Genomic DNA, 24,025 nt, shown 5'->3' with positions numbered 1-24,025 from the left:
CGCGCCGACCGGCAGGTGTTGGGGTGCGGGCATGGACGAGCAGCAGGTGATGGACAAGCAGCGGGTGCTGGAGCAGTACGACCGCGAGCTGCGCCGCGAGGTGGCGCCGGACGGTGTGGGGGCGGTGGTCGACCGGGCCGGCGGGGTGGTCCGGCAGGACGGCGGCGAGCTCGGCTGGTCGGCGGTGCTCTGGTCCGGCCTGGACGAGGCCGGGGCGGACGCCGCGATCGCCGAGCAGCTGCGCTACTTCGGCGAGCGCGGCCGGGCCTTCGAGTGGAAGCACTACAGCCACGACCGACCGGCCGACCTGGCCGACCGGCTGCGCGCGGCCGGCCTGGTCGCCGAGGAGCCGGAGACCCTGATGGTGGCCGAGAGCGCCGCCCAGGCCGTGCCGGTGGTGCTGCCGGAGGGGGTGTGGCTGCGCACCGAGACCGACGAGGCCGGCATCCGGCTGCTCGGCGAGGCCCAGGCGCGGGCCTTCGGCGAGCCGGACCGGGCCGCGGGGATGGCGGACCAGCTGCTGGCCCGGCTGGCCGAGGCGCCGCAGACACTCAGCGTGGTGGTGGCGATGGCCGGGGACGAGCCGATCAGCGGGGCCCGGATGGAGACCCTGCCGGGCGTCTCGTTCGCCGGCCTGTGGGGCGGCGGCACGGTGCCCGCCTGGCGCGGGCGCGGCATCTACCGGGCCCTGGTCGCACACCGTGCGACGCAGGCGGTTGCCCGCGGTTACCGCTATCTGCAGGTGGACGCCCGCGAGACCAGCCGGCCGATCCTGGAGCGGCTCGGTTTCACCGCACTGAGCGTCACCACCCCGTTCCAGTACGAGCCCTGACGGGGGCGGCCGGCGCAGTTGCCGAAGCCGGAACCCGAGGGGCATCAAAGCCCGTAGGCTGGGCAGGTAGGGTCCGTGGAACGAGGCGTTCCACGCGCGGAGGGAGACGCTGGGTGATCGAGCTGGAAGATGTTCCCGAGTTGATCGACCCGGTCATGGTCTGTGCCTTCGAGGGCTGGAACGACGCGGGCGATGCCGCCTCCACGGCGGTGGGTCATCTGGACGAGACCTGGGGCGGCAAGGTGTTCACCGCCCTTGATGCCGAGGACTATTACGACTTCCAGGTCAACCGGCCGACGATCTGGATGGACGGCAAGGTGCGGCGGATCACCTGGCCGACCACCCGGCTGTCGGTGGTCCGGGTGACCGAGCCGACCACCCGGGATCTGGTGCTGGTGCGCGGGATCGAGCCCAGCATGCGGTGGCGGTCGTTCTGCAACGAGCTGCTCGGCCTGGCGCACGAGCTGGGCATCGAGCTGGTGGTGATCCTGGGTGCGCTGCTCGGCGACACCCCGCACACCCGTCCGGTGCCGGTCAGCGGGGTCACCTCGGACGCCGCGCTGGCCCGTCGGCTGGATCTGGAGGAGAGCCGCTACGAGGGCCCGACCGGGATCGTCGGGGTGCTGCAGGAGGCGTTCGCGCACGCGGGCGTGCCGGCCGTGACGCTCTGGGCCGCGGTGCCGCACTACGTGGCGCAGCCGCCCAACCCCAAGGCCAGCCTGGCGCTGCTGAACAAGCTGGAGGACTTGCTGGATCTGCGGATCCCGCCGGGCGAGCTGCCCGAGGATGCCCGGGCCTGGCAGCTGGGCGTGGACCAACTGGCCGCCGAGGACAGCGAGGTGGCCGAGTACGTGCAGCAGCTGGAGGAGGCCCAGGACACCGCGGAGCTGCCGGAGGCCAGCGGCGAGGCGATCGCCCGCGAGTTCGAGCGCTATCTGCGGCGGCGGGACAACCAGGGGCCGGGCGGCGAGAAGCCGAGCGGCGGCCGGGCCAGCACCGGGCGGTCGGGGGACGCGTCCGCTCCCGGCGACGGGTCGGCCGAGGACGACGGCGAGGACGAGGACGAGGACGGCGAGACCGACGGCGAGGACCGCGAGGACCATGACGCCGACGGCAAGGGTGACTCCTCGCGCGACTGACACGGCGTGACGCGGCGTCAATTCCCTTGTAGGGGACGGCCGATGACCGGCGCCGGGCAGCCGCCGGCCATCGGCCCGGACCAGTGCACCGGTCCAGACCGTATCCTGTCAAGGGTCTAGACCACTACCGGGCCGCGGCAGCCTGTCGAGGGCCCGCCTTCGGGGGCCCGCATCGGCCCGCCACCGGACTTACCCTGGAAGTCCGGTAACCGGGAGTGGCCGAGGTGACGCCATGGTGGTCCTGGATGTGGTCGTCGGAGTGCTGGTCGCAGTGGTCGTGCTCAGCGCGTTGGTGGCCTCGACGAGTGTGCGCGTGGTCCAGCAGTGGCAGCGCGGGGTGGTGTTCCGGTTCGGCAAGGTCCGCGAGCAGCTCCGCCCGCCGGGCCTGGTGATGCTGATGCCGGTGGCCGACCGGCTGCGCCGGGTGAACGTGCAGATCGTCACCATGCCGGTGCCGGCCCAGGAGGGCATCACCAGGGACAACGTGACGGTCCGGGTCGACGCGGTGGTGTACTTCAAGGTGGTCGACCCGGTGAAGGCCACCGTCAATGTGCAGGACTACCAGTTCGCCATCTCCCAGGTCGCCCAGACCTCGCTGCGGTCGATCATCGGCAAGAGCGAGCTGGACGACCTGCTGGCCAACCGTGAGCCGATCAACCAGGGTCTGGAGCTGATGTTGGACAGTCCGGCGCTGGGTTGGGGCATCGAGATCGACCGCGTGGAGATCAAGGACGTCGCGCTGCCCGAGTCGATGAAGCGCTCGATGGCCCGGCAGGCCGAGGCCGACCGTGAGCGGCGGGCCCGGATCATCACCGCGGACGGCGAGTTCCAGGCCAGCAAGCAGCTCTCCGCGGCGGCCGACATCATGAGCGCCACCCCGGCCGCGCTCCAGCTGCGACTGCTGCAGACGGTGGTGGAGGTGGCCGCCGAGAAGAACTCCACGCTGGTGCTGCCGTTCCCGGTCGAGCTGCTGCGGTTCCTGGACAGCGCGACCCAGGCCCAGGTGGAGAAGGCCCGGGCCCGGATCGCGCAAGCCCGGGATCAGGTCGAGGAGGCCGCCCCGCCCGCGCCGCCCGCGCCGCCCGTCGAGGAGGCCGCACCGCCCGCCCCGGTCGAGGCACCGCCGCCGGACACCCCGTCGCTGGACACCGCGTCGCTGGACACCCCCTTGCCGGACACCCCGCCACTGGACGCCGCCAAGCCCGGACCGCGCCGGTAGTAGGCGCTCCCTGCGATCCAGTACCAGGCCATCGGCAGCAGTCCGACGGCCAGCGCGCCCAGCCCGATGGCCAGCTGGGTGCCCGGCAGGCTGCGGCAGTTCTCCACGAAGAGGAAGGCCATGAAGAGCGCCCCGGCCAGCGGCCAGACCCCGATGAACACCGCGTTGGCCACCGAGCGCAGGATGAGCCTGCGGTAGGCGATCACCACCGCCAGCCCGGCCAGCGCGTAGTAGACGGAGATCTGCAGGCCGATCGCGGCCACCGCGTCGGTGAGGATCTTGCTCACCGAGCCCAGCGCGTTGGAGCCCACGAAGAGCCCCAGCGACACCACGACCACCACCGCCAGCGCCACCCAGGGCGTCTGCCAGCGCCGGTGGGCCAGCCCGAAGACTGCGGGCACGGTGCGGTCCCGGCCCATCGCGAAGAGCGAGCGGGTCACCTGGATCAGGGTGGTCTCCAGGGTGGCGATGGTGGAGAGCATCACCGCCAGCACCATGATCTTGCCGCCGGCCCCCGGCCAGACCGTGTCGCCCAGGGTGGTGAGGAACGGCGGGGCGTCCTTGGCCGTCAGATCCTGCTGGCTGATGATCAGATTGACCGCGATGGTGACGATCTCGAAGAGCGCGAACACCCCGAGCACCCCGATCAGCCCGCCGATTCCGGAGTTCCGGCGGCTGTCGGTGGTCTCCTCGCTGAGGTTGGCCGTGACGTCCCAGCCCCAGAAGTAGAAGGCCGCCACCAGCGCGGCCGCCGCGAACCCCTTGACCCCGCCGAAGTGCCCGAAGCCCCACAGCCAGCTCCAGGAGAACCGGGCCGCGTGCCCGCCGTGCACCAGCGCCGCGATGCCGAAGACGGCCAGGATCGCGACCTCCACCCCCGTCATGATCCACTGCGCCCGGGCGGTGATCCGGGCGCCGAGCAGCACCAGGCCGGCCATCACCAGGAAGCAGCCGGCCCCGACCCCGGTGGCCGCCCAGGTGTTGCGCGACAGCGAGTCGGAGAACAGCGACAGGGTGTACTGCCCGGCCGGCAGCGAGCCGGCCACCATGAAGATGGTCGCCGAGACCACCAGCGACCAGCCGGCCAGGAAGCCCAGCGCCGGGTGCAGCGCCCGGCCGACCCAGGAGTAGCTGGCGCCGGCGTTGACGTCGAGGCGGCCCAGGTAGTTGAAGGCCCAGGCGATGCCGAGCATCGGGATGGCGCACCAGAGCAGCGCGGCCGGGCCGATCAGCCCGGCGGTGCCGGCCAGTACGGCGGTCGTGGAGGCCAGTGAGTAGGCGGGCGCGCTGCCGGCCACCGCCATCACGACGGTGTCGGCGGCGCCGAGGACATCGGCCTTCAGGCCAGGGTTCTTTGGTGCTTGCGGCACGAGGACCACCCTCCGGATCAAGGAGCGGCGAAAGTGGCCCATATGCTGGCGGCTGCCGTGCGGTGAAGGCAATGCCCGCGACGGAACCAATCCGTCCGGACGATCGATCGCACGCATTCCGCGCCCAAGACCCGTTTCGGCCGCGAAATCCGCAGGTCAACGGCGAGGGGCCGCCGATCCGGTGTCGGATCGGCGGCCCCTCGCCTGACAAGCTGTCAGTTGCCCTTACAGCGCGACACCCAGTAGGGCGTCCACGGTGCGCGAGACCAGGCCCGGCGCGCCGGTGTCGCTGCCGCCCTCGGCGGCCTGGAGCGCTGCCCAGCGGTCCACGGCGGCCAGCGCGGCGGGCGCGTCCAGGTCGTCGGCGAGCGCGGCGCGCACCTCGGCGAGCAGCACCTCGGCCGACGGGCCGTCCGGGCGGGAGACCGCGGCCCGCCAGCGGGCCAGCCGCTCGACGGCCGCGTCCAGGACCTCCTTGGTCCACTCCCAGTCGCTGCGGTAGTGCCGGGAGAGCAGCGCCAGGCGGATCGCCGCCGGGTCCACGCCCTCGCGGCGCAGCGCCGAGACGAAGACCAGGTTGCCGCGGGACTTGGACATCTTGTGCCCGTCCAGGCCGACCATCCCGGCGTGCACATAGGCCCGCGCGAACGGGTGGGTGCCGGTGGCGGTCTGGGCGTGCGCGGCGCCCATCTCGTGGTGCGGGAACGACAGGTCGCTGCCGCCGCCCTGGATGTCGAAGCCCATGTCCAGGTATTCCAGCGCGATGGCCACGCACTCGATGTGCCAGCCGGGGCGGCCGTGGCCGAGCTCGGTGTCCCAGGCGGGCTCGCCCGGGCGGGCCGAGAGCCAGAGCAGCGCGTCCAGCGGGTGGCGCTTGCCCGGGCGGTCCGGGTCGCCGCCGCGCTCGGCGAAGATCGGCAGCATCTGCTCCCGGGTCAGGCCGGAGACCTCGCCGAAGTGCGGGTCGGCCTCGATGGAGAAGTAGATGTCGCCGTCCAGCTCGTAGGCGGCGCCGGACGCGAGCAGCTTCTTGACCAGCGGGACGATCCACGGGATCGACTCGACCGCGCCGATGTACTGGGCGGGCGGCAGGATCCGCAGGGCGGTCATGTCCTCGCGGAACAGTGCCGTCTCACGCTCGGCCAGCTTCGTCCAGTCCTGACCGGTGGCGACCGCGCGCTCCAGCAGCGGGTCGTCGACATCGGTCACGTTCTGCACGTAGTGGACGCGGTAGCCCGCGTCCCGCCAGACCCGCTGAGCCAGGTCGAAGGCGTTGTAGGTGGCGGCGTGGCCCAGGTGGGTGGCGTCGTACGGGGTGATGCCGCAGACGTAGATCCGGGCGGTGTCACCCTCGGGCACCAGCTCCCGGACGGTTCCGGTGGCGGTGTCGTGGATACGGAGCGGGAGTCCCTGACCGGGTAGGGCGGGAACCTCGGAAGCGGGCCAGGCATGCATGGAAAGGACTCTAACCTTCCGATCATTTAAGGGGCTAACCAGTCAGCAGAAACGGCTGAAACGAGCAGCCTCGATCATGAAGGTCGCAAGGCCGGGAATAATTCCCGGCCGACCGCCACGGTGACTCAGACCGGTGGCCAGGGGATCGACGGCCACTCCTGTGAAGGCACCGGATGCCTGCGGCTGCGCAGCAGTTCGGCGGTCCGCTCCCGAGCGGCCGTCAGCTCAACGGCCGTCAGGTGCTCGGCCAGCCGGGCCCCCAGCGCGCCGTCCAGCTCGGCGGCCAGCCGGCCGAGCATCTCCACCGCCTCCTCGGTCAGCGGCTGCTCCGCCCACCCCCACAGCAGGGTGCGCAGCTTGCCGCTGGTGGCGAAGGTCACCCCGTGGTCGATGCCGTAGATCCGGCCATCGGCGGCCGGCAGCAGATGGCCGCCCTTGCGGTCGGCGTTGTTGAGCACCGCGTCCACCACGGCCAGCCGGCGCAGCCGCTCGTCGTCGGCGTGCACCAGCAGCGCCCGGCGGCCCTCCCCCACCTCGGCCTCGACGACCGGCAGCCAGCCCGGCTCGGGGCCGCTCGGGTCCTGCAGAGCCAGCAGCGGGGCCGCCTGCTGGTCCGGCTCCACCCAGATCTGCACCATCCCCGGGCCGAACGGCCCGTCCCGCAGCACGGTCGGCGGGATCAGCGGCCAGCCGGTGGCCGCCGCCAGCTCGTAGGCCGCCACCTCGCGGCCGGCCAGCGTGCCGTCCGGGAAGTCCCAGAGCGGGCGCTCACCGCGGACCGGCTTGTAGACGCACAGCGCGGACACGCCGTTCAACGTGCTGGAGCAGTAGAGGACGGCGTTGGAGGCGTCGGTGAGCTGCCCGTGCACCGTCAGCTCACCGGAGCGCAGCAGCTCCAGGGCGGCCGGCACGTCGGCGGCCAGCGCGGCGGCGGCCACCGGGTCGGCGTCGGGTATCTCGGCCGCGGGCTCCTCGGCCTCGGCTTCGGGGCTGTCCTGGTTGGTGTTCAGCGCTTGTAACCGTTCTGGCGCGGGCACAGGTGGCCCTCGGGGTCGAGCGGCAGGTTGCAGAACGGGCAGGGCTTGCGGCCGGCCGCCACCAAGTCCAGCGCGCGCTTGGCGAACACCCGGGCCATCGCCCCGCTCAGCCGCACCCGCAGCAGGTCGGGACCGTTCTCCTCGTCGTCGAAGGCCAGTTCGGCGGCCTCGTCGTCCTCCGCGTCCTCCAGCACCGCCTGCGCCTCGACGACCAGGATGCCGTCGGTGGCGTCCCAGGCCAGCGCCATGGTGCCGACCCGGAACTCCTGCTCCAGCGGCAGGTCCAGCGGCGCGGTGTCGATCAGCTCGGACGGCGCGATCGCCGGGATCGGAGCCTGGCCGGCACTGCGCCGCAGCGCCTCGTCCAGCACCTCGTCGACCCGCTCGGCGAGCGCCGCCACCTGCGTCTTCTCCAGCAGCACACTGGTGATCCGGCCGCGCGCACTGGCCTGCAGGAAGAACGCCCGCGAGCCGGGTTGGCCGACGGTGCCGGCCACGAACCGCTCGGGCTGGTCGTAGAAGAAGACCTGTCGGGGCACTCTCTCGCTCCGGTGGTGTGAAGAACGGTGTCTTGAGAACGGGCTACGGGTGCGCTTTCACCCTACGGCGTCCGCACCTGTGGAGCCGCCGACCATGGCATCGCCGGTGCTCGCGCCGGACGGCTTGGGGCGCAGGCCGGAGAGGTCTCCGGTGTCGCCCATCCGCAGCACGAACGGCCGCAGCGGGGTGTAGCGGATCGCGGTGATCGAGGCGGGATCCACGTTGATCCGCTGGAAGTGGTCCAGGTGCAGGCCGAGCGCATCGGCCACGATCGCCTTGATCACGTCGCCGTGGGTGCAGGCGATCCACACCGCGTCCGGCCCGTGCTCGGCGGCGATCTTCTCGTCCCACTCCCGGGCCGCCGCCACCGTGCGGTGGCTCAGCGCCCGCAGCGACTCCCCGCCCGGAAAGGCCGCGGCCGACGCGTGGTCCTGCACGGTGCGCCAGAGCGGCTCGGTGGCCAACTCGCGCAGCGGGCGCCCGGTCCAGTCCCCGTAGTGGCACTCGCCCAGCCGGTCGTCCACGGTCGGCTCGCCCAGCTCGGGCCGGTCCGCCAGCAGCGGCCCCAGGGTCTGCCGGCAGCGCTCCAGCGGGCTGCTGACCGCGAGCGCCAGCGGCACCCCGGCCAGCCGCTCCACCAGCTTGGCGGCCTGCGCCCGGCCGGTCTCGTCCAGATCCACGCCCGGGGTCCAACCCGCGAGGATCCCGGCGGAGTTCGCGGTCGACCGGCCATGGCGTACCAGCAGCAGTGTGGGCATGCCCCAAGCCTAGACGGTGGCCGCGAGCCGCTCCGGGCCCCGGGCGGTACCGGCCGTCAGAATGGGAGCCGTGATCGTGGACTCGGCGCGCTACCGGGACGGCCGTCGCCTGGCCGGCCCCGGCACCGCCGCGCCGGACGACGGCTTCCTCTGGATCGGCCTGGCGGAGCCGGGCGAGGCGGAGTTCGCGCAGGTGGGAGCGGTCGCCGGGCTGCCGGCCGCGCTGGTGGCGCAGGCCCTGCGAACGCCCCGGGCCGCTGGGGTGACCCGCTATCCGCAGGCGCTGCTGGTGGTGCTGCCCACAGTCGAACGGCCTGCGGGGCGGCAGCACGCACTGACGACCGGTCAGCTGCTGGTGCTGGTCGGGGAGTCCTTCGTGCTGACGGTCCGCCATGGCCCGAGCGGACCGATGAGGGGCCTGCGGGCCCGCCTGGAGCGGCAGCCGCGCCTGCTCGCCGGCGGACCCACCGCCGTTCTCCACGAGGTCTGCGCCGCCACCGTCGACGGCTGCCTGACGGCGCTCGCGGCCGACCCCGGCTCCCGGGTGCTGCGCGCGGCGGCCCGGCAGGCGCTGGCGCCGCTGCGCGAGCTCGCCGCGGGGCCGCTGCCCGGCCTGCGGGCGGGCGCGGAGCAGCTGGCGGCCGAATGCGGGGCGGGTGCCGCACCGCAGCCCGGGCGGGCACCGCAGCCCGTGCAAGCAGCGGGATCCGAGCAGGTGCCGCACGCCGAGCGGGCACCCCGACCCGAGCAGGTGCCGCACGCCGAGCAGGAACCGAGACCCGGGCGGGCGCCGCACGCCGAGCAGGAACCGGGGCCCGCCCGGGCACCGCACGACGAGCCGCCGCACGCCGAGCCGCCGAGCGGCGAACTGCCACACGCCGAGCCGCCGAGTGGCGAACCGCCACACGCCGAGCTGCCGAGCGGTGAGCTGCGCCGGCTGGGCGCCTGGGTGGCGCTGGCCGTCCCCCCGCTGCTGCTGAGCGGGTACGCGCTCGCCGGCCAGGCCTCCGCCGGGCCGTACGGCTACCCGCTGGCGATCGGCGCCACCGCCCTGGTCTGCGGCATCCTGCACCGGCTGTTCAAGCGCGGCGGCTGGCTGTGACCGGGCGCCGTCAGGCCAGCCCCGCCAGCTCCATGGCGTCCACCGCGGTGCGCAGCGCGGCCACCCGCTCGTCCAGGGTCCAGCCGGTCGGGGCCAGGGTCAGGGTGGTCACCCCGGCGTCGGCGTAGGCGCGCAGCCGGTCGGCGATCCGCTCCTTGGTGCCGAGCAGGGCGAAGGCGTCGATCAGGTCGTGCGGCACGGCTGCGGCCGCGCCCTGCTTGTCGCCGGCCAGGTAGCGCTGCTGGATCTCGGCAGCGGCCTCCTCGTAGCCCATCCGGCAGGCCAGCTGGTTGTAGAAGTTCTTCTCCTTGCTGCCCATCCCGCCGATGTAGAGCGCCGCGTGGTCGCGCAGCGAGTCGGCGGCCGCCGCGACGTCCTCGCCGACCGCGATGCTGACGGTGGGGCAGAGGTCGAAGCCGTCGAGGGTCAGCCCGGCCTTGGCCCGGCCGGCCCGCAGCGGGGCGAGCGAGAGCTCGGCGTGCTCGGGCGAGAAGAAGATGCCCAGCCAGCCGTCGGCGATCTCGCCGGTCTGCTCCAGGTTCTTCGGGCCGATCGCGGCGATGTAGAGCGGGATGTGCTCGCGCACCGGATGCACCGTCAGCTTCAGCGGCTTGCCCGGGCCGCCGGGCAGCGGCAGCGTCCAGTTGGCGCCCTGGTGGGTCAGCCGCTCGCGGGACATCGCCTTGCGGATGATCTCCACGTACTCCCGGGTGCGCCCGAGCGGCTTGTCGAACCTGACGCCGTACCAGCCCTCCGACACCTGCGGGCCGGAGACCCCGAGGCCGAGCCGGAACCGGCCGCCGGAGAGCGCGTCCAGGGTGGCCGCCGTCATCGCGGTCATCGCCGGGGTCCGGGCCGGGATCTGGAAGATCGCCGAGCCCACGTCGATCCGCTCGGTCCTGGCGGCGACGAAGGCGAGCACCGTGGCGGCGTCCGAGCCGTACGCCTCCGCGGCCCAGCAGACCGCGTAGCCGAGCCGGTCGGCCTCCTGGGCGACCGCGATGTTGTCGGCGTCCATGCCGAGTCCCCAGTAGCCGAGGTTGATGCCGAGTCGCATGACGTGCACGCCTTTCCCGAGGGGCCGTTGCGGGCCACGGTAGCCGTGGCCCCGGCGGTCTTGCTACCGACGGGTAGGCGTGGCGAGCGTCACATTGCTGCGAGCGACGGTTACGATCATGGTCACCAAGAGTGAGGGGGTCCTGCGCCCATGGAACGACGCAATCTGGGCCGCACCGGCCTGCGGGTCTCCCGACTGGGGCTGGGCACCATGACCTGGACCCGGGACACCGACGAAGCCGAGGCCGCCGAGCAGCTCAAGACCTTCGTGGACGCCGGCGGGACCCTGGTGGACACCGCCGACCTCTACGGCGACGGCGCCGCCGAGCACCTGCTCGCCCGGCTGATGGACGGTCTGGTCCCGCGCTCCGAACTGGTGATCGCCACCCGGGCCGGCGCGTCGACCGGGCCCGGCACCCGAGGTGCCGCGGCCGCCGGCGGCTCCTCGCGCAGCGCCCTGCTGGCCGCCCTGGACGCCTCGCTGCGCCGGCTCGGCACGGACCACGTGGACCTCTGGCAGGTGCCCGCCTTCGACCCGGCCACCCCGACCGAGGAGACCATGCACGCGCTGGACCTGGCGGTCGCCTCCGGCCGGGCCCGCTACGCCGGGGTGGCCGGCTACTGCGGCTGGCAGCTGGCCAAGGCCGCCACCTGGCAGCTGGCCGCGCCCGGGCGGGTGCCGCTGGCCGCGACCCAGCTGGAGTACTCGCTGCTGCAGCGCGGCGCCGAACGCGAGGCGCTGCCCGCCGCGCTGGACGCCGGGATCGGCCTGCTCGCCTCCTCACCGCTGGGGCGCGGGGTGCTGACCGGCAAGTACCGCCACGGCATTCCGCAGGACTCCCGGGGCAGCTCGCCGCACCTCGCCGGGTATGTGCAGCCCTATCTCGGCGAGCGGTCCCGGCGGATCGTGGACGCGCTCTCCACCGCCGCCGACGGCCTGGCCAGCAGCTCGCTGGCGGTGGCGCTCTCCTGGGTCCGGGACCGGCCAGGGGTGGCGGCCGCGATCGTGGGTGCGCGCACCGCCACCCAGCTGCACACGGCGCTGTCGGTGGAGGCGCTTACGCTTCCGGATGAGATCCGCGGTGCGCTCGACGACATCTCGGCGCCGGTGCGTCGCTACCCTGATCAGGACTGGAACGAACTGTGAGTCAGCAACTGTGAGTCAGACGGACGAACCGGCGGCCGACGGCCCGGAGCCGGACGCGGGGGGCGCGCAGGCTCCCTCGGAGGAGGCGGCCGCCGCTGCCGAGACGCCGGTGCCCGAGCCCCGAGCCGCCGACGAGCGGCCGGCGGGCGGCCAGGGCCCCGCGGCGGGCGTCACCGGCTTCACACCCCGGACCGTGGACCCGGCGCGCCGCGCCGCCGAGCTGGCCGCGCTGACCGAGGCCGTGCGGGCCGTGGAGCGGCGCACCCCCGACGCACCGTCACGCCCCGCGCCGGCGAAGCCCGGCTCCCCGGCCGACGCCCCCGCCGCTCCCGACGCCCCGGCCACCGCGGCGCCCGCGCCCGAGCCGGCGGCCGCGCCCCGGCTGGAGCTCCCGGCCGACGCACTGCGCGCCACCGTGCAGCTGCTCACCCACGGCGGAGCGCCCGCTGCGGCCGCCGACCAGCTGGCGCACGCCGCCCTGACCACGCTCGGCGAACAGGCGCCCGACACCCTCCAGCAGGACCCGTGGGCCCTGCTGGCGCTGCCCGGGGTGCGCCCCGAGCAGGCCGACGGCTTCGCCAAGGCGCTGCTCGGCCCCGCTGCCGGCCCCGACGACCCGCGCCGCGGCCGGGCGCTGGCCATCTGGCTGCTGGAGCAGGCCGCGCTGCGCGGCCACTCCGCGCTGACCGCCGACGAGCTGCGCGCCGGGCTGGAGAAGCTCGGCCTGCCCGACCCGGAGCAGGCGGTGCAGGCCGCCGTCGAGGACGGCCGGGTGCTGCCGTTCCAGGAGGAGGAGACCGGTCCGGGCGCCCGCGAGGTCGGCGAGGACGAGGAGCCGCCGATGCGGCTGCTGCTGGCGCTGGACCGGCTGGCACAGGCCGAGGAGGAGGCCGCCGAGGGCCTGGCCCGGCTGCTCTCCACCTTCGGGACACCGGTCGAGGAATCGCCGACGCCGGTCGAGGCTTCCGCCCCCGAGGGCGAGCCGGGTGCTCCCGGCGAGGCCGACTGGGAGGCGGCCGCCGGCGCGGCCGGCTCCGCCTCGGCCGCCGCGCTGATCCGCGCCGTCGCCACCGGCCCGCTGGTGCTGCACACCGGGGACGCCGCCTCGCGCGGTGAGCTCGCCGCCCTGCTGCGCGCCGCCCGCGCGCTCGGCCTGCGGGCCCGGGCCGCCGCCTGGACCGAGTACGGCCGCGACGCCCTGGGCGAGCCCGAGTCGCTGACCCTCGCCGAGCTGCTGCGCCCCGGCACCGTCGAGCGCACCGAGGAGGGCGCCCTGGCGCTGGACCTGCTGATCGTCCAGGACGCCCCGCTGCTCGACCTGGAGCAGGCCGCCACCCTGGTCGAGGCGCTGGCCGACGGCACCCGGCTGGTGCTCAGCGGCGACCCGGGCCAGCTCTGGTCGGCCGGCCCCGGGCGGCTGTTCGCCGACCTGCTGGCCGCCAAGGTGTGCCCGCAGGTGGCCTCCCGCACCCCCGACCTCGGCCCGATCGGCGAGCTGGTCTCCGGCATCGGCGTCGGCGAGCTGACCACCGTGGAGGCGCCGGACAAGGAGGTGGTGATCGTCACCGCCCGCGAGTCCGCCGAAGCGGTGCACCGGGCCGTGCAACTGCTCACCGAGTCGATTCCGCGTGCGCTGGGCATCCCCGCCGAGCAGACGGTGCTGCTGACCCCCGGCCACGGCGGCCCGGCCGGCACCCGGGCGCTCAACGCCGCCGTCAAGGCCCGGCTGAACCCCGGCCCCGGGCGGTTCGGCGGCTTCGACCCGGGCGACCGGGTGGTCTACTCGCCGCTGCCCGGGATCAACCATCCGGGGCGGGTACTGGGCGGCGACCGGGACGGCCTGCGGCTGGCCCTGGCCGACGGCAGCGAGCTGGTGCTGCCGCCCGCCCAGGTCGACCGGCTGCGGCACGGCTGGTCGCTGACGGTCCATCAGGCGGCCGGGCGGCGCTGGCCGGCGGCCGTCGTGGTGCTGCCCGAGGAGGCGGGCCCCGGGCTGACCCGGCAGTGGGTCTACACCGCCTTCGGGCGGGCCGAGCGGCACCTCTCGGTGGTGCACGCGGCCGGTCCCGCACTGGCCCAGGCCGTGGCCGAGCGCCCCGCCACGCCGCGCACCACCCGGCTGCGCGCCCTGCTGACCGAGAACGCCCCGCAGGGCTGACACACGGGGCTGACGCATCGTCAGAAGTGTTTGGGGCGGCTCCCGGTCACGATCGCGGGAGCCGCCCCGACGTCTTGCGTCCTCGGTCAGCCGAGGCCGTCCTCCTCGTCGTACACCTCGCTGACGTCGAAGCGGCAGAGCAGCAGGTGCGGGTCCGGACTGTCGAACGGCTCGGCGAGCCACTCCCCGGGTCGGTCGGATCGGTGGCCGCCACCCAGATCGTGGCGTCGCCCTCCTCCAGGCCGAACTCCTCGGCCCGGGCGGCGATCTCGTCCGGCTCGTACTCGCCGAAGACCGCGCCGACCGCGGCCGCCGTCACCCCCTGGCCGCCGCGCTCGGCCGATTCGAGCGAGGAGTCCACCCGCTCGGCCTGCGCGCGCAGCCGGCGCGGGTCGGCGATCCGGTAGTCGCGGCGGATCAGCACGCTGATCGCCTCGGGCTCCTCCGGGCCCTGGTAGCTGCCCGGGCCGCCGTCGCCGGGGACCTCGAACGGGGTCACCTCGTCATAGACCTCGTAGAGCAGTTGGTCGTAGTGGATGGCCGCCGCAGCCAACTCCTCGTAGGCGGCGAAGACCGCGGGATCGTCTGCGGTGGTGGTGCTGGACACCGCTTCCAAATGGCGGTCGATGGCGGCCTTGACCGCCTCGGCGGCTTCGCGTACCTCGGTCCGGTTGAGCTGCGCGGCATCAGACATGGGACAGACGCTATCCGCACCCGGGCCCGTGGTGCACAGGGGCTACCGTCTCAGTTTGCGAAAGCCCGGCAACTTGACCCGCGATGTCCGAAGCGTGCGCTTCTGTGCCCGCCACGGCGTTTCCTGGTTCCGCCCTCGGGAATTGATTACGCATCAGTTCGCCGAACCGGGAGAATGGCGCGTGACCGGTCAGGACGGTGCCCCGGGTGGGCGTGTCGCGCCCTGGCGGCGGTCGGCCCCGGGTCGGCTCCCGCAGGCCCGGCGCGGCTCCCGCGGGCTTGCCGCAGGGCCGGTGTCACTGTCACTGGCAAGTCGTAGGCTTGCCCGCAGACAGCACTGAGCAGACATACCGAACAGACAGACCGAGCAGACAAAGCCGAGCACAGAACGCAGCAGGCAACGCTGAGGAGGCGACGTTGACCCCACCGAAGCTGGTCCGGCAGCCCGAGTACGAGTACCAGTCGCTGCGCATGCCGCGCGGCACCACGCGCAATGCGGCCCGACAGCTGCTGACCGAGCACGCCGAGTACGGGCACTGGGAGCTGGACCGGCTGCGGCTCTATCCGGACGGCAGCCGCACGGTCCGGCTGCGGCGTCGGATCATCCGGCAGGTCCGCAGCTGGTGACCGCCGGCCGCCGGCGGTAGCCGTCGGCCGCCGGGGAGTGCGTGCCTGGTTGCCCTCGCGGGCGAGGCCCGGTTGCGGGCGGGTAGGCACGCACTCCCCGCCCCCGGGAGCCCCGTCAGGAGGCCCTGCGCCCCTTGCGGTAGAGCACGCCGCCGGCCAGCAGCAGGCCCAGGCCCGCCGGAGCCAGTACGTCCAGGCCGCTGACCCCGGTGTAGGCCAACTTGGTGGCGGCCGGTGCGGACTCGGCCGACACCTGGGTGGTCCCGGGTGCGGCCGACCGCGCGATCGGCGTTCCGTGGGTGTCGGACACCGAGGTGCCCGGCGGCACGTTCGAAGCGGGCGGCACGTTCGCAGCGGGCGGCGCCGGCGGCGGAGTGTCGCAGCCGCCGGTGCACTGCTGCGGGGTCGGGGCCGGCGGCGGGGTGTGGACACCCTGGCTGACGGAGGTGTTGGCACACTCATTGCCGAACGCCGGGTTGAGCGCACCGATCACGTCGACCGAGTCGCCGCAGGCGTTGACCGGCACGTCGACCGGGACCTGGGCGTTGTTGCCGGAGCCGACGCCCGGTGACCCCTTGGCGACGCCGGAGGCCGAGCTGCCGGCCACCGAACCGCCGGTGCTGCCGTGACCGCCGGGGCCGTTCTGGTCCCCACCGTGGTGGTGACCCGACGAGCTGGTGTTGGCGCACTGGTTCCCGAACGCCGGGTTGAGCGCGCCGACCACGTCGATCGTGTCGCCGCAGACGTTGATCGGAACCTCGATCGGCACCTGGACGCTGTTCCCGGAGGCGACGCCCGGCGAGCCGGCCGCCGCACCCGAAGCGCCGGCCGCCGCATAGGCGTAGCCCCCTGCGGACGCCAGCACGGTACCGGTGGCTACCGCCGTGAGGATCCCTTTTTTGGCCACCTGTCGCATACATACCCCTGTCATGTGACGGTCGGAAATTCCGACGAATGCTTTTGCCGCCCACAATTCAACGAGCCATGCTCGAAAAGGTTGAGCCATCCGGAGGCACATCACCCGATCGGGTGGATTGAAATGAGAAGTGGGGCGATCCCGAAGCGGGACCGCCCCACAGCAATCGCCGGGCCTACTGGTTGACGCAGGTGTTGCCGAACGCCGGGTTCAGCAGGCCGATCACGTTGATCGTGTCGCCGCAGACGTTGACCGGGATGTGCACCGGCACCTGGACCACATTGCCGGACAGCACGCCGGGCGAGCCCACCGCGGCGCCCTCCGCGCCGGCACCCCCGGCCGCGGCGGCGGCACCGGCGGCCCCAGCATCAGGCCACCGGCGGCGACGGTCACGGCAGCGATCTTCTTGACGTTCATCCATTCCTCCTGATCATCCGAGCGGCTCGGTCACCCGTGCCGCCAAATGAGTGAACGAGCCACCGCCGAACGGGGGACGGTGGCCGTTGGTTTCTCACTCATGCCGGTGATAACCAGCTCAGGAGATTGACGGAACATCAGAGGAGATCATGGTCGGCTCCCGGCGCGGGAACCCCTGCTCAGCAGGCGTCGATGAACCGGTCGAGCACCCGGACGCCGAACTTCAGACCCTCCACCGGCACCCGCTCGTCCACGCCGTGGAACATCCCCGCGAAGTCCAGCTCCGGCGGCAGCTGCAGCGGCGCGAAGCCGAAGCAGCGGATGCCGAGGTCGGTGAACGACTTGGCGTCGGTGCCGCCGGAGAGGCAGTACGGCACGGCCCGGGCGATCGGGTCCTCCGCCCGCAGCGCCTGCTGCATGGCGTCCACCAGCGCGCCGTCGAAGCTGGTCTCGATGGCCTTGTCCGAGTGCAGGCTCTCCCGCTTCACGCGCGGGCCGAGCACCCGGTCGAGCTCGGCGAGGAACTCCTCCTCGTACCCGGGCAGGAACCGCCCGTCCACGTGCGCGGTGGCCTGCCCGGGGATCACGTTGACCTTGTACCCCGCGCCCAGCATGGTCGGCTGCGCGGTGTTGCGCAGCGTGGTGCCGATCATCTTGGCGATGCCGCCGAGGATCCGCAGCGTCTCGTCCATGTTCTCCGGGTCGAGCGGCACGCCCAGCGCGTCCGACAGCTCGTCCAGGAAGGAGCGGACGGTCTTGGTGATCCGCAGCGGGAACTCGTGCCGCCCCAGCCGGGCCACCGCCTCGCACAGCTCGGTGATGGCGTTGTCGTCGTTCATCATCGAGCCGTGCCCGGCCCGGCCCTCGACCGTCAGGCGCATCCAGTGCATGCCCTTCTCGGCCGTCTCGACCAGGTAGAGCCGCGCCTTGTCGTTGACCGTGAAGGAGAAGCCGCCGACCTCGCCGATCGCCTCGGTCACGCCTTCGAAGAGCCCCGGGTGCTTGTCCACCAGGAACCGCGCGCCGTAGCTGCCGCCGGCCTCCTCGTCCGCCAGGAACGCCAGCACCAGGTCGCGCGGGGGCTTGCGCCCGGTGCGCAGCCGGTCGCGGACCACGGCCAGGGTCATCGCGTCCATGTCCTTCATGTCCACGGCCCCGCGGCCCCAGACGCAGCCGTCCGCGATCTCGCCGGAGAACGGGTGGTGCGTCCAGTCGTCGGCGTTGGCCGGAACCACATCGGTGTGCCCGTGGATCAGCAGCCCGGGCCGCGACCGGTCCTCGCCCTCGATCCGCACCACCAGCGAGGCCCGCCCTTGGCCGACTCGATGATCGTGGGCTCCACGCCGAACTCGGCCAGCTGCTCGGCGACGTACTCGGCCGCCGCCCGTTCGCCGGGCCCGGAGTTGTCGCCGTAGTTGCTGGTGTCGATCCGGATCAGGTCACGGCAGATATCGGCGACCTCCGACTCGCCGTTCACCCGGGCCCCACCCGCCACCGTCGACTCGCTCATGCGCCCTCCTCGTCCACCGGCCGCTCTGACCGCGCTTCCGGCCATCCTCTCCCAGTCACCCCGCCACCCCAAGGGCATCTCGCGCCGAACCTCCCCGATCCCAGCCGTCCACCCCCAGCCACCCCACTCCCCCAGGCTTTTGGGACCCCGCACCGTTCTTTGCTACAGTTATCCATGTCAGCGCGGCCGACGAGCGGTAACCGAAACGGGTACTACTCAGGCCGAGCGGACCACCTAGTCCGGGTGGCGGAATGGCAGACGCGCTAGCTTGAGGTGCTAGTGCCCTTTATCGGGCGTGGGGGTTCAAGTCCCCCCTCGGACACAAGTCAGATGACCTGATTAGCTTGCTAATCAGGTCATCTGTGTTTTCCATGGCTATGGCGCCGACTACGCCGGGGCCGAGCGGCCGCCGTCGGGGTAGGCCGCCAGCAGGGCGAGCCAGAGGTGGAAGCGGTCCTGCAGGGACTGCAGGGAGCGGCCGGTGAGGCGCTCGATCTGGTCCAGCCAGTAGCGGACGGTGTTCCGGTGGACGTAGAGCTGGTCGGCGACCGCCTGGACCGAGCAGTCCGCGGCCAGGTAGGCGCGCAGCGTCAGGACCAGGTCACCGTGGCGGTCGTCGTCGAACTCGGTGAGCGGGCGCAGCACCTCCGCGCCGAGCTGCTTGAGCGGCAGATCGGGGTGGGCGAGCAGCAGGCGCGGCAGGTCGAGCGGATCGCCGCCGTGGATTCCGGGGCCCTTGGCCAGGGCGGCCTGGGCCTCGAACCAGCTCCAGCGCAGGCCGTCGACGCCTCGGTAGCAGCCGCCGATGCCGACCGAGGCGCGGGCATCGAGGGCGGACAGCGCGGTGCCGATCCGCCGGGCCGGCTCGTCGACTGGGGTGGTCTGCGGGAGCACGGCGACGAGGTACCGGTTGACCACGGCGGTGAGCACCGGCTCGGGGGATCCGGGGCGGCCCGTGGTGGTCCAGGGCAGCCGGGCCAACCGCCGGCCCTCCTCCGACCCGGGGGCGTCGGCCGCCAGGCAGCCCAGCACCACCCGGTGGGCGGCTTTGACGTCGAGCCCCAGCGCGGCGAGCCGGCGCTCGGCGGCCGCGGGTGCGATCACGTCCCGCACGACGTCTTCGAGCACCTGGCCGACCAGTTCGCGCCGCCCGGCCAGCCGGGCCTGACGGCGTGCCAGCTCCAGGCCGATCAGTCGCACCGCGTACGGCAGGACGTCCGCCGCGTCGCCGGCCGCCCGCAGGCAGAGGAACCCGGTGACGGCTCCGTCGACCAGCACCGGCAGGCACAGCGGGCCGCCGCGCCCCGGGTCGCCCGCGGGCTCAAGGCCGGCCGCCCGCACCTCCTCGACCAGCGCATCGGCACGCTCCGGGGCGGCGGCGAGGACCGTCCCGTGGCGGTCGATGACGGCGGCCTCGGCGCCGGAGCAGCGCCGCAGGATCCGCAGCAGCGCAGTCAGGCCCCCGCCGGACAGCAGCGCTTGGACCAGCAGGTCGTGCTGGTCCACCAGCCGCCGTTGGGCGCTGTGGTCCTCGGCCGCGAGCCGTTCGGCGACCAGGCGGCTGATCGCGATGAACGGCGTCTCGTACGGGACTTCGAGTACGGCCAGGCCCTGCCGCTCGGCCTCGGCCACCGTCGCCCTCGGCACCGCGGTGTGGCTCAGGCCGGTGCCGAATCCGATCCCGGAGGCGCCGGCGGCGGCCACGCGCTGGACGAAGGCGGTCTGCGCCGCGGTGGTCCGCTGGCGCAGGCCGGTGGTGAGGATCAGTTCGCCACCCGTCATCCACGGTGTCGGATCGGCGAGTTCGGTCACCGCCACCCAGCGGACGATGCGGTCGGCACCGGCGGCGCCGGTGCGCAGCCGCAGGCCGAGGCCGTTGTCCTGAAGCAGACCGCGCAACGACATCGGCATGCGCGGGACTTTGACTTCCGCTCCCCGCCTTAAAGGGCGGGGATTCCTACCACGGTGGTCTGACCGTCTCGGTGGGTTCCTGCTTCAACGCGCTGCGCCGGTACGAGTACCGGTCTTACCTGCGCTCCACAGGCTGTCACCGCCAGTCCGGCGGCCTTGGCGACGTTGACCGCCGCGTTGATGTCCCGGTCGAGGACCGCCCCGCACGCCCCACAGGTCCACTCCCGGATGTGGAGGGGCTTGGGGCCGTCCTGGACACTGCAGTTGGAGCAGACCTGCGAGGTCGGCTCGAAACGGCCTACGCGGTGGAAGGCGCGCCCGTACCGGGCGGCCTTGTACTCCAGCATCGTCACGAACGCCGACCATCCGGCATCGTGGACGGACTTGGCCAGACGAGTGCGGGCGAGTCCCTTCACCGCCAGGTCTTCCACGGCGACCGCTTGGTTATCGCGGATCAATTCGGTGGAGAGCTGGTGGTGGAACTCGCGCCGCGCATCGGCTACCCGGGCGTGTGCGCGGGCGACCTTGATACGGGCCTTGTCCCGGTTCTTCGACCCTTTCGCCTTGCGGCTCAGGGCCTGCTGCGCCCGCTTGAGCTTCTTCTCCGCGCGGCGCAGGAACTTCGGGCTGTCGATCTTCCGGCCGTCCGAAAGGACGGCGAAGTGGGTGAGCCCCAGGTCGATGCCGACCACGGCGTCCGTCTCCGGCATCCGGGTCAGGTCGTCAGCCGGGTCGGTCTCCACCACGAACGAGCAGAAGTACCGCCCTGAGGCGTCCTTGACCACGGTCACCGTGGACGGCACCGACGGCAGTCGCCGGGACCACTTCACCCGCACGTCGCCGATCTTCGGCAACGACAGGTCACCGCCCGGCGTGATCGACCAGCGGGCATTGGCGGTGAACCGGATGGCCTGCCGGTTGTCCTTGCGGGACTTGAACCGGGGTGCGCCCATGCGCGGGCGTTTGCCCTTGAGGCCGTCGAAGAAGTTCCGGTAGGCGGCGTCCAGGTCCCGCAGCGACTGTTGCAGCACCACCGCCGATACCTCACCGAGCCAGGAACGGGCCTCGGTCTTCTTCGCCTCTGTCAGGGCCTTCGACAGCACCGCGGACGGGACGAACGGCAGCCCCGACGCACGCGCGTCCTCGCGGGTACGCAAGGCATCGTTGTACGCCACCCGCGCGCACCCGAACGCTCGGGCCAGTGCGGAACGCTGAGGCCCGTTCGGGTAGAGACGGAAGGAGTACCGAAGCTGCACGGTGAGCAACCTAGCGGAGGGTACTGACAACAGCACGGACCGTGCTCGCGCGCGGGTCAAAGCACCACTCAGAATCGCTCCACCGGGCTGAAGCCCGGTGGAGCGATTAGTTCCGGTAGCACCGCAGAACCCCACGGCAAAAGACCGTGCGCGCGTCGACTGGGTCCACCCCTTCGAGCAGCAGACCGGCTGCAAGGTCAACACCAAGATCGCGGGGACCTCGGACGAGATGGTCTCGCTGATGAAGACCGGCCAGTACGACGCGGTCTCGGCGTCCGGCGACGCGACGCTCCGGCTGATCGCGGCGGGCGACGTCGCGCCCGTCAACACCGGCCTGGTCCCGAACTACGCAGACATCTACCCCGGCCTCAAGAACCAGCCGTGGAACTCGGTCGACGGCCGGATGTACGGCATCCCGCACGGCCGGGGCGCCAACCTGCTGATGTACCGCACGGACAAGGTCTCGCCGGCGCCGGACTCGTGGAGCGTGGTCTTCGACGGCGCCTCCGCCTACTCCGGGCACGTCACCGCCTACGATTCGCCGATCTACATCGCCGACGCGGCCCTGTACCTGATGAAGACCAGGCCGGAGCTCGGCATCAAGAACCCCTACGCCCTCGACGACGCCCAACTCAAGGCAGCGGTCGATCTGTTGAAGACCCAGCACCAGGCGATCGGCGAATACTGGAGCGACTACCAGAAGTCGGAGAACTCGTTCAAGACCGGTGACACCGTCGTCGGCACCACCTGGCAGGTGATCGCCAACATGGCGCAGACCGACCAGGCTCCCGTCCAGGCGGTGCTGCCGAAGGAGGGCGCGACCGGCTGGTCGGACACCTGGATGGTGTCGTCCAAGGCCGCCCACCCCGACTGCGCCTACCAGTGGATGAACTGGATCGTCTCGCCGAAGGTCAACGCCCAGGTCGCCCAGTGGTTCGGCGAGGCGCCGTCCAACGCCAAGGCCTGCGACCAGACCACGGACAAGAACTTCTGCACCACCTTCCACGCCGCCGATGACGCGTACTGGAAGAACGTCTACTACTGGACCACCCCGATCAAGAACTGCCTCGACGGCCGCGGCGCGACCTGCACCGACTACGCCGCCTGGACCGCCGCGTGGACCGAGATCAAGGGCTGATCGATGGCGACCGACGTGGCCGCCCCTCCCGTGCGGCGGGGCGTCGTGCGACGGGCGGCCGCCGTCCTGCACCGGCACGCCGGACTGCGGCTGACGCTGCTGCTGGCGGCGCCGATGGCCTGGCTGGTGCTCGCCTACCTGGGCTCGCTGGCCGTCCTGTTCCTCTCGGCCTTCTGGACGGTCGACGACTTCACCTACAACATCGTGCGGGTCTGGAACACCGCGAACTTCAGCACCGTGTTCACCGAACCGGTCTACCGGACGATCGCGCTGCGGACGCTCGGCATCGCCGCCGCCGTCACGGTGGTCGACGCCGTGGTGGCGTTCCCGATGGCCTTCTACATGGCCCGGATCGCCCGGCCGCGCACCCGCAAGCTCCTCGTGGTCGCCGTGCTGACGCCGCTGTGGGCCAGCTACCTGGTCAAGGCCTACGCCTGGCGGGTCATCCTCAGCCAGGGCGGCGTCCTCGACTGGCTCGGCAAGCCGGTCGGGATCAGCAGCCCCGGGTACGGCACGGCGGCGGTCGTCATCGTGCTGGCGTACCTGTGGCTGCCCTACATGATCCTGCCGATCTACGCGGGACTCGAGAACCTGCCGGCCAACCTGCTCGACGCCTCGGCCGACCTGGGGGCCGGGGCCGGGCGGACCTTCCGCTCGGTCGTGCTGCCGCTGGTGCTGCCCTCGGTGTTCGCGGGGTCGGTCTTCACCTTCTCGCTGAGCCTGGGCGACTACATCGCCGTCCAGATCGTCGGTGGCAAGACGCAGATGCTGGGCACCGCGATCGCCGACAACGTGACGCTCGATCTGCCGCTGGCCGCCGCCCTGTCCTGTGTGCCGGTGGCGATGATCATCGGCTATCTGCTCGCCGTGCGCCGGACCGGCGCCCTGGACTCGCTGTAGGAGGCGGACACCAGTGATCTTCTCGCGCTGGACCCGGATCGCGCTGCGTGCGGCCATGGCCGCCGGGCTCGCCGTCATCTACCTGCCGCTGCTGCTGGTGCTCATCAACTCGCTGAACAGGGACCGTTCTTTCGCCTGGCCGCCCACCGGGCTCACCACCGAGTGGTGGGCGCGGGCCTGGCAGTCCGAGGGCGCCCGCAGCGCGCTCCTCACCTCGTTGCGAGCCGGCGCGGGGGCAACACTGGTGGCACTGGTCCTCGGGACGATGACCGCCTTCGCCGTCCAGCGGTACCGCTTCTTCGGCCGGCACGCGGTGTCGTTCGTGGTGATCCTGCCGATCGCGCTGCCCGGCATCGTCTCCGGCATCGCGCTCAACGCCGCGTTCCGCACCGTGCTCGGCCCGGCCGGCATCGGCTTCGGGCTGCTCACCGTCGTCATCGGGCACGCCACCTTCTGCATCGTCGTGGTCTTCAACAATGTGATCGCCCGGCTGCGCCGGCTGTCGCCCTCGGCGGAGGAGGCCTCGGCCGACCTCGGCGCGGACTCCTTCCAGACCTTTCGATACGTCACCCTCCCCGCCGTGCGGGCGGCGCTGCTGGCGGGCGGACTGCTCGCGTTCGCGCTCTCCTTCGACGAGATCGTGGTGACCACCTTCACCGCCGGGCCCGGGGTCCAGACGCTCCCGCTCTGGATCTACGCCAACCTCGCCCGGCCCAACCAGGCCCCGGTGGTCAATGTGGTCGCCGCGGTGCTGGTCCTGCTCTCCGTCATCCCGGTGTACCTGGCGCAGCGGCTGTCCGCCGACACCGCCGGAGGACGGCTGTAGTCGGCCCGGTTCGGTCGT

18 protein-coding genes, 1 tRNA gene and 4 pseudogenes are annotated in these 24,025 nt (G+C 72.7%); 11 read left to right on the top strand and 12 right to left on the bottom strand.

Annotated elements, in window-relative coordinates:
• Window positions 1–49 precede the first annotated feature (49 nt).
• The 3 genes and pseudogenes from E6W39_RS33305 to E6W39_RS33295 form a co-directional block, all read left to right on the top strand.
• On the top strand, window positions 50–832 hold the full coding sequence (locus E6W39_RS33305; RefSeq protein WP_141638095.1) for a GNAT family N-acetyltransferase: 783 nt from the start codon (window positions 50–52) through the stop codon (window positions 830–832).
• Window positions 833–945: 113 nt separating this feature from the next.
• A complete protein-coding gene (locus tag E6W39_RS33300; RefSeq protein ID WP_141636648.1) occupies window positions 946–1,971 on the top strand; it encodes a PAC2 family protein in 1,026 nt (341 codons plus the stop codon).
• A gap of 232 nt (window positions 1,972–2,203) precedes the next feature.
• Window positions 2,204–2,737, top strand: a pseudogene (locus E6W39_RS33295) (SPFH domain-containing protein); the annotation flags it as partial.
• A gap of 275 nt (window positions 2,738–3,012) precedes the next feature.
• Here the strand turns inward: E6W39_RS33295 and E6W39_RS33290 are convergent.
• The 5 genes from E6W39_RS33290 to E6W39_RS33270 form a co-directional block, all read right to left on the bottom strand.
• On the bottom strand, window positions 3,013–4,494 hold the full coding sequence (locus E6W39_RS33290) for an APC family permease (protein WP_141638094.1): 1,482 nt from the start codon (window positions 4,492–4,494) through the stop codon (window positions 3,013–3,015).
• Window positions 4,495–4,785: 291 nt separating this feature from the next.
• Window positions 4,786–6,015: a cysteine--1-D-myo-inosityl 2-amino-2-deoxy-alpha-D-glucopyranoside ligase gene (gene mshC, locus E6W39_RS33285; RefSeq protein ID WP_141636647.1), complete on the bottom strand. Its 1,230-nt coding sequence runs from the start codon at window positions 6,013–6,015 to the stop codon at window positions 4,786–4,788.
• A gap of 125 nt (window positions 6,016–6,140) precedes the next feature.
• Window positions 6,141–7,052 (bottom strand): SCO1664 family protein, encoded by a 912-nt coding sequence (locus tag E6W39_RS33280; protein ID WP_141636646.1) that lies wholly within the window; start codon window positions 7,050–7,052, stop codon window positions 6,141–6,143.
• Window positions 7,022–7,591: a DUF3090 domain-containing protein gene (locus tag E6W39_RS33275; protein WP_101379469.1), complete on the bottom strand. Its 570-nt coding sequence runs from the start codon at window positions 7,589–7,591 to the stop codon at window positions 7,022–7,024. The genes E6W39_RS33280 and E6W39_RS33275 overlap by 31 nt, the downstream gene beginning before the upstream one ends.
• Window positions 7,592–7,648: 57 nt before the next feature.
• Complete coding sequence (locus tag E6W39_RS33270) at window positions 7,649–8,350, bottom strand: histidine phosphatase family protein (RefSeq protein ID WP_141636645.1); 702 nt, start codon at window positions 8,348–8,350, stop codon at window positions 7,649–7,651.
• A 70-nt stretch (window positions 8,351–8,420) separates the two neighbouring features.
• On the opposite strand from E6W39_RS33270, the gene E6W39_RS33265 reads away from it, so the two are divergent.
• A complete protein-coding gene (locus E6W39_RS33265) occupies window positions 8,421–9,452 on the top strand; it encodes a CorA family divalent cation transporter (RefSeq protein WP_181799560.1) in 1,032 nt (343 codons plus the stop codon).
• Window positions 9,453–9,462: 10 nt separating this feature from the next.
• Here E6W39_RS33265 and E6W39_RS33260 read toward each other — a convergent pair whose 3' ends face one another.
• Window positions 9,463–10,509, bottom strand: coding sequence for an LLM class F420-dependent oxidoreductase (locus E6W39_RS33260; RefSeq protein ID WP_141636643.1), 1,047 nt, complete (start codon window positions 10,507–10,509; stop codon window positions 9,463–9,465).
• A gap of 150 nt (window positions 10,510–10,659) precedes the next feature.
• Here E6W39_RS33260 and E6W39_RS33255 point away from each other — a divergent pair, with 150 nt between their 5' ends.
• Together E6W39_RS33255 and E6W39_RS33250 are read left to right on the top strand one after the other, a co-directional pair.
• Window positions 10,660–11,655: an aldo/keto reductase gene (locus E6W39_RS33255; RefSeq protein ID WP_141636642.1), complete on the top strand. Its 996-nt coding sequence runs from the start codon at window positions 10,660–10,662 to the stop codon at window positions 11,653–11,655.
• Entirely contained in the window at window positions 11,579–13,813 is a 2,235-nt protein-coding gene (locus tag E6W39_RS33250; RefSeq protein WP_141636641.1) for an AAA family ATPase, read from the top strand. The genes E6W39_RS33255 and E6W39_RS33250 overlap by 77 nt, the downstream gene beginning before the upstream one ends.
• An 86-nt stretch (window positions 13,814–13,899) precedes the next feature.
• Here E6W39_RS33250 and E6W39_RS33245 read toward each other — a convergent pair.
• A pseudogene (locus tag E6W39_RS33245) lies at window positions 13,900–14,507 on the bottom strand (hypothetical protein).
• Between the two features lie 431 nt (window positions 14,508–14,938).
• Between E6W39_RS33245 and E6W39_RS33240 the strand changes: the two are divergent.
• On the top strand, window positions 14,939–15,133 hold the full coding sequence (locus E6W39_RS33240) for a DUF5703 family protein (protein WP_220140391.1): 195 nt from the start codon (window positions 14,939–14,941) through the stop codon (window positions 15,131–15,133).
• Between the two features lie 115 nt (window positions 15,134–15,248).
• Here E6W39_RS33240 and E6W39_RS43780 read toward each other — a convergent pair whose 3' ends face one another.
• From E6W39_RS43780 to E6W39_RS33225, 3 genes and pseudogenes are all read right to left on the bottom strand, one after another.
• Window positions 15,249–16,049, bottom strand: a complete 801-nt coding sequence (locus E6W39_RS43780; RefSeq protein WP_141636640.1) for a chaplin — start codon at window positions 16,047–16,049, stop codon at window positions 15,249–15,251.
• A 175-nt stretch (window positions 16,050–16,224) separates the two neighbouring features.
• A pseudogene (locus E6W39_RS33230) lies at window positions 16,225–16,466 on the bottom strand (chaplin).
• 179 nt (window positions 16,467–16,645) lie between these two features.
• Window positions 16,646–17,976 (bottom strand): annotated as a pseudogene (locus E6W39_RS33225) (M20/M25/M40 family metallo-hydrolase).
• Between the two features lie 237 nt (window positions 17,977–18,213).
• Between E6W39_RS33225 and E6W39_RS33220 the strand changes: the two are divergent.
• Window positions 18,214–18,298, top strand: a tRNA-Leu gene (locus tag E6W39_RS33220).
• A gap of 65 nt (window positions 18,299–18,363) precedes the next feature.
• Here the strand turns inward: E6W39_RS33220 and E6W39_RS33215 are convergent.
• Together E6W39_RS33215 and E6W39_RS33210 are read right to left on the bottom strand one after the other, a co-directional pair.
• Complete coding sequence (locus E6W39_RS33215; RefSeq protein WP_141636639.1) at window positions 18,364–19,887, bottom strand: PucR family transcriptional regulator; 1,524 nt, start codon at window positions 19,885–19,887, stop codon at window positions 18,364–18,366.
• Between the two features lie 29 nt (window positions 19,888–19,916).
• Window positions 19,917–21,143: an RNA-guided endonuclease InsQ/TnpB family protein gene (locus tag E6W39_RS33210; RefSeq protein WP_141638093.1), complete on the bottom strand. Its 1,227-nt coding sequence runs from the start codon at window positions 21,141–21,143 to the stop codon at window positions 19,917–19,919.
• Between the two features lie 97 nt (window positions 21,144–21,240).
• On the opposite strand from E6W39_RS33210, the gene E6W39_RS33205 reads away from it, so the two are divergent.
• From E6W39_RS33205 to E6W39_RS33195, 3 genes are read left to right on the top strand one after another with little or no spacing between them, the layout of a single operon-like run.
• The gene (locus E6W39_RS33205; RefSeq protein WP_141636638.1) at window positions 21,241–22,281 is read left to right on the top strand and encodes an ABC transporter substrate-binding protein; all 1,041 of its coding nucleotides are present in this window, start codon (window positions 21,241–21,243) and stop codon (window positions 22,279–22,281) included.
• 3 nt (window positions 22,282–22,284) lie between these two features.
• Window positions 22,285–23,181 carry an ABC transporter permease gene (locus E6W39_RS33200; RefSeq protein ID WP_141636637.1) on the top strand — a complete coding sequence of 299 codons (897 nt, stop codon included), beginning with the start codon at window positions 22,285–22,287 and terminating at the stop codon, window positions 23,179–23,181.
• Between the two features lie 55 nt (window positions 23,182–23,236).
• A complete protein-coding gene (locus E6W39_RS33195; RefSeq protein ID WP_141638092.1) occupies window positions 23,237–24,007 on the top strand; it encodes an ABC transporter permease in 771 nt (256 codons plus the stop codon).
• The last annotated feature ends 18 nt before the right edge of the window (window positions 24,008–24,025 follow it).

The sequence above is a fragment of the Kitasatospora acidiphila genome (assembly GCF_006636205.1).
GTDB lineage: Bacteria > Actinomycetota > Actinomycetes > Streptomycetales > Streptomycetaceae > Kitasatospora > Kitasatospora acidiphila.
This window is presented reverse-complemented; position numbering and strand designations above follow the sequence as displayed.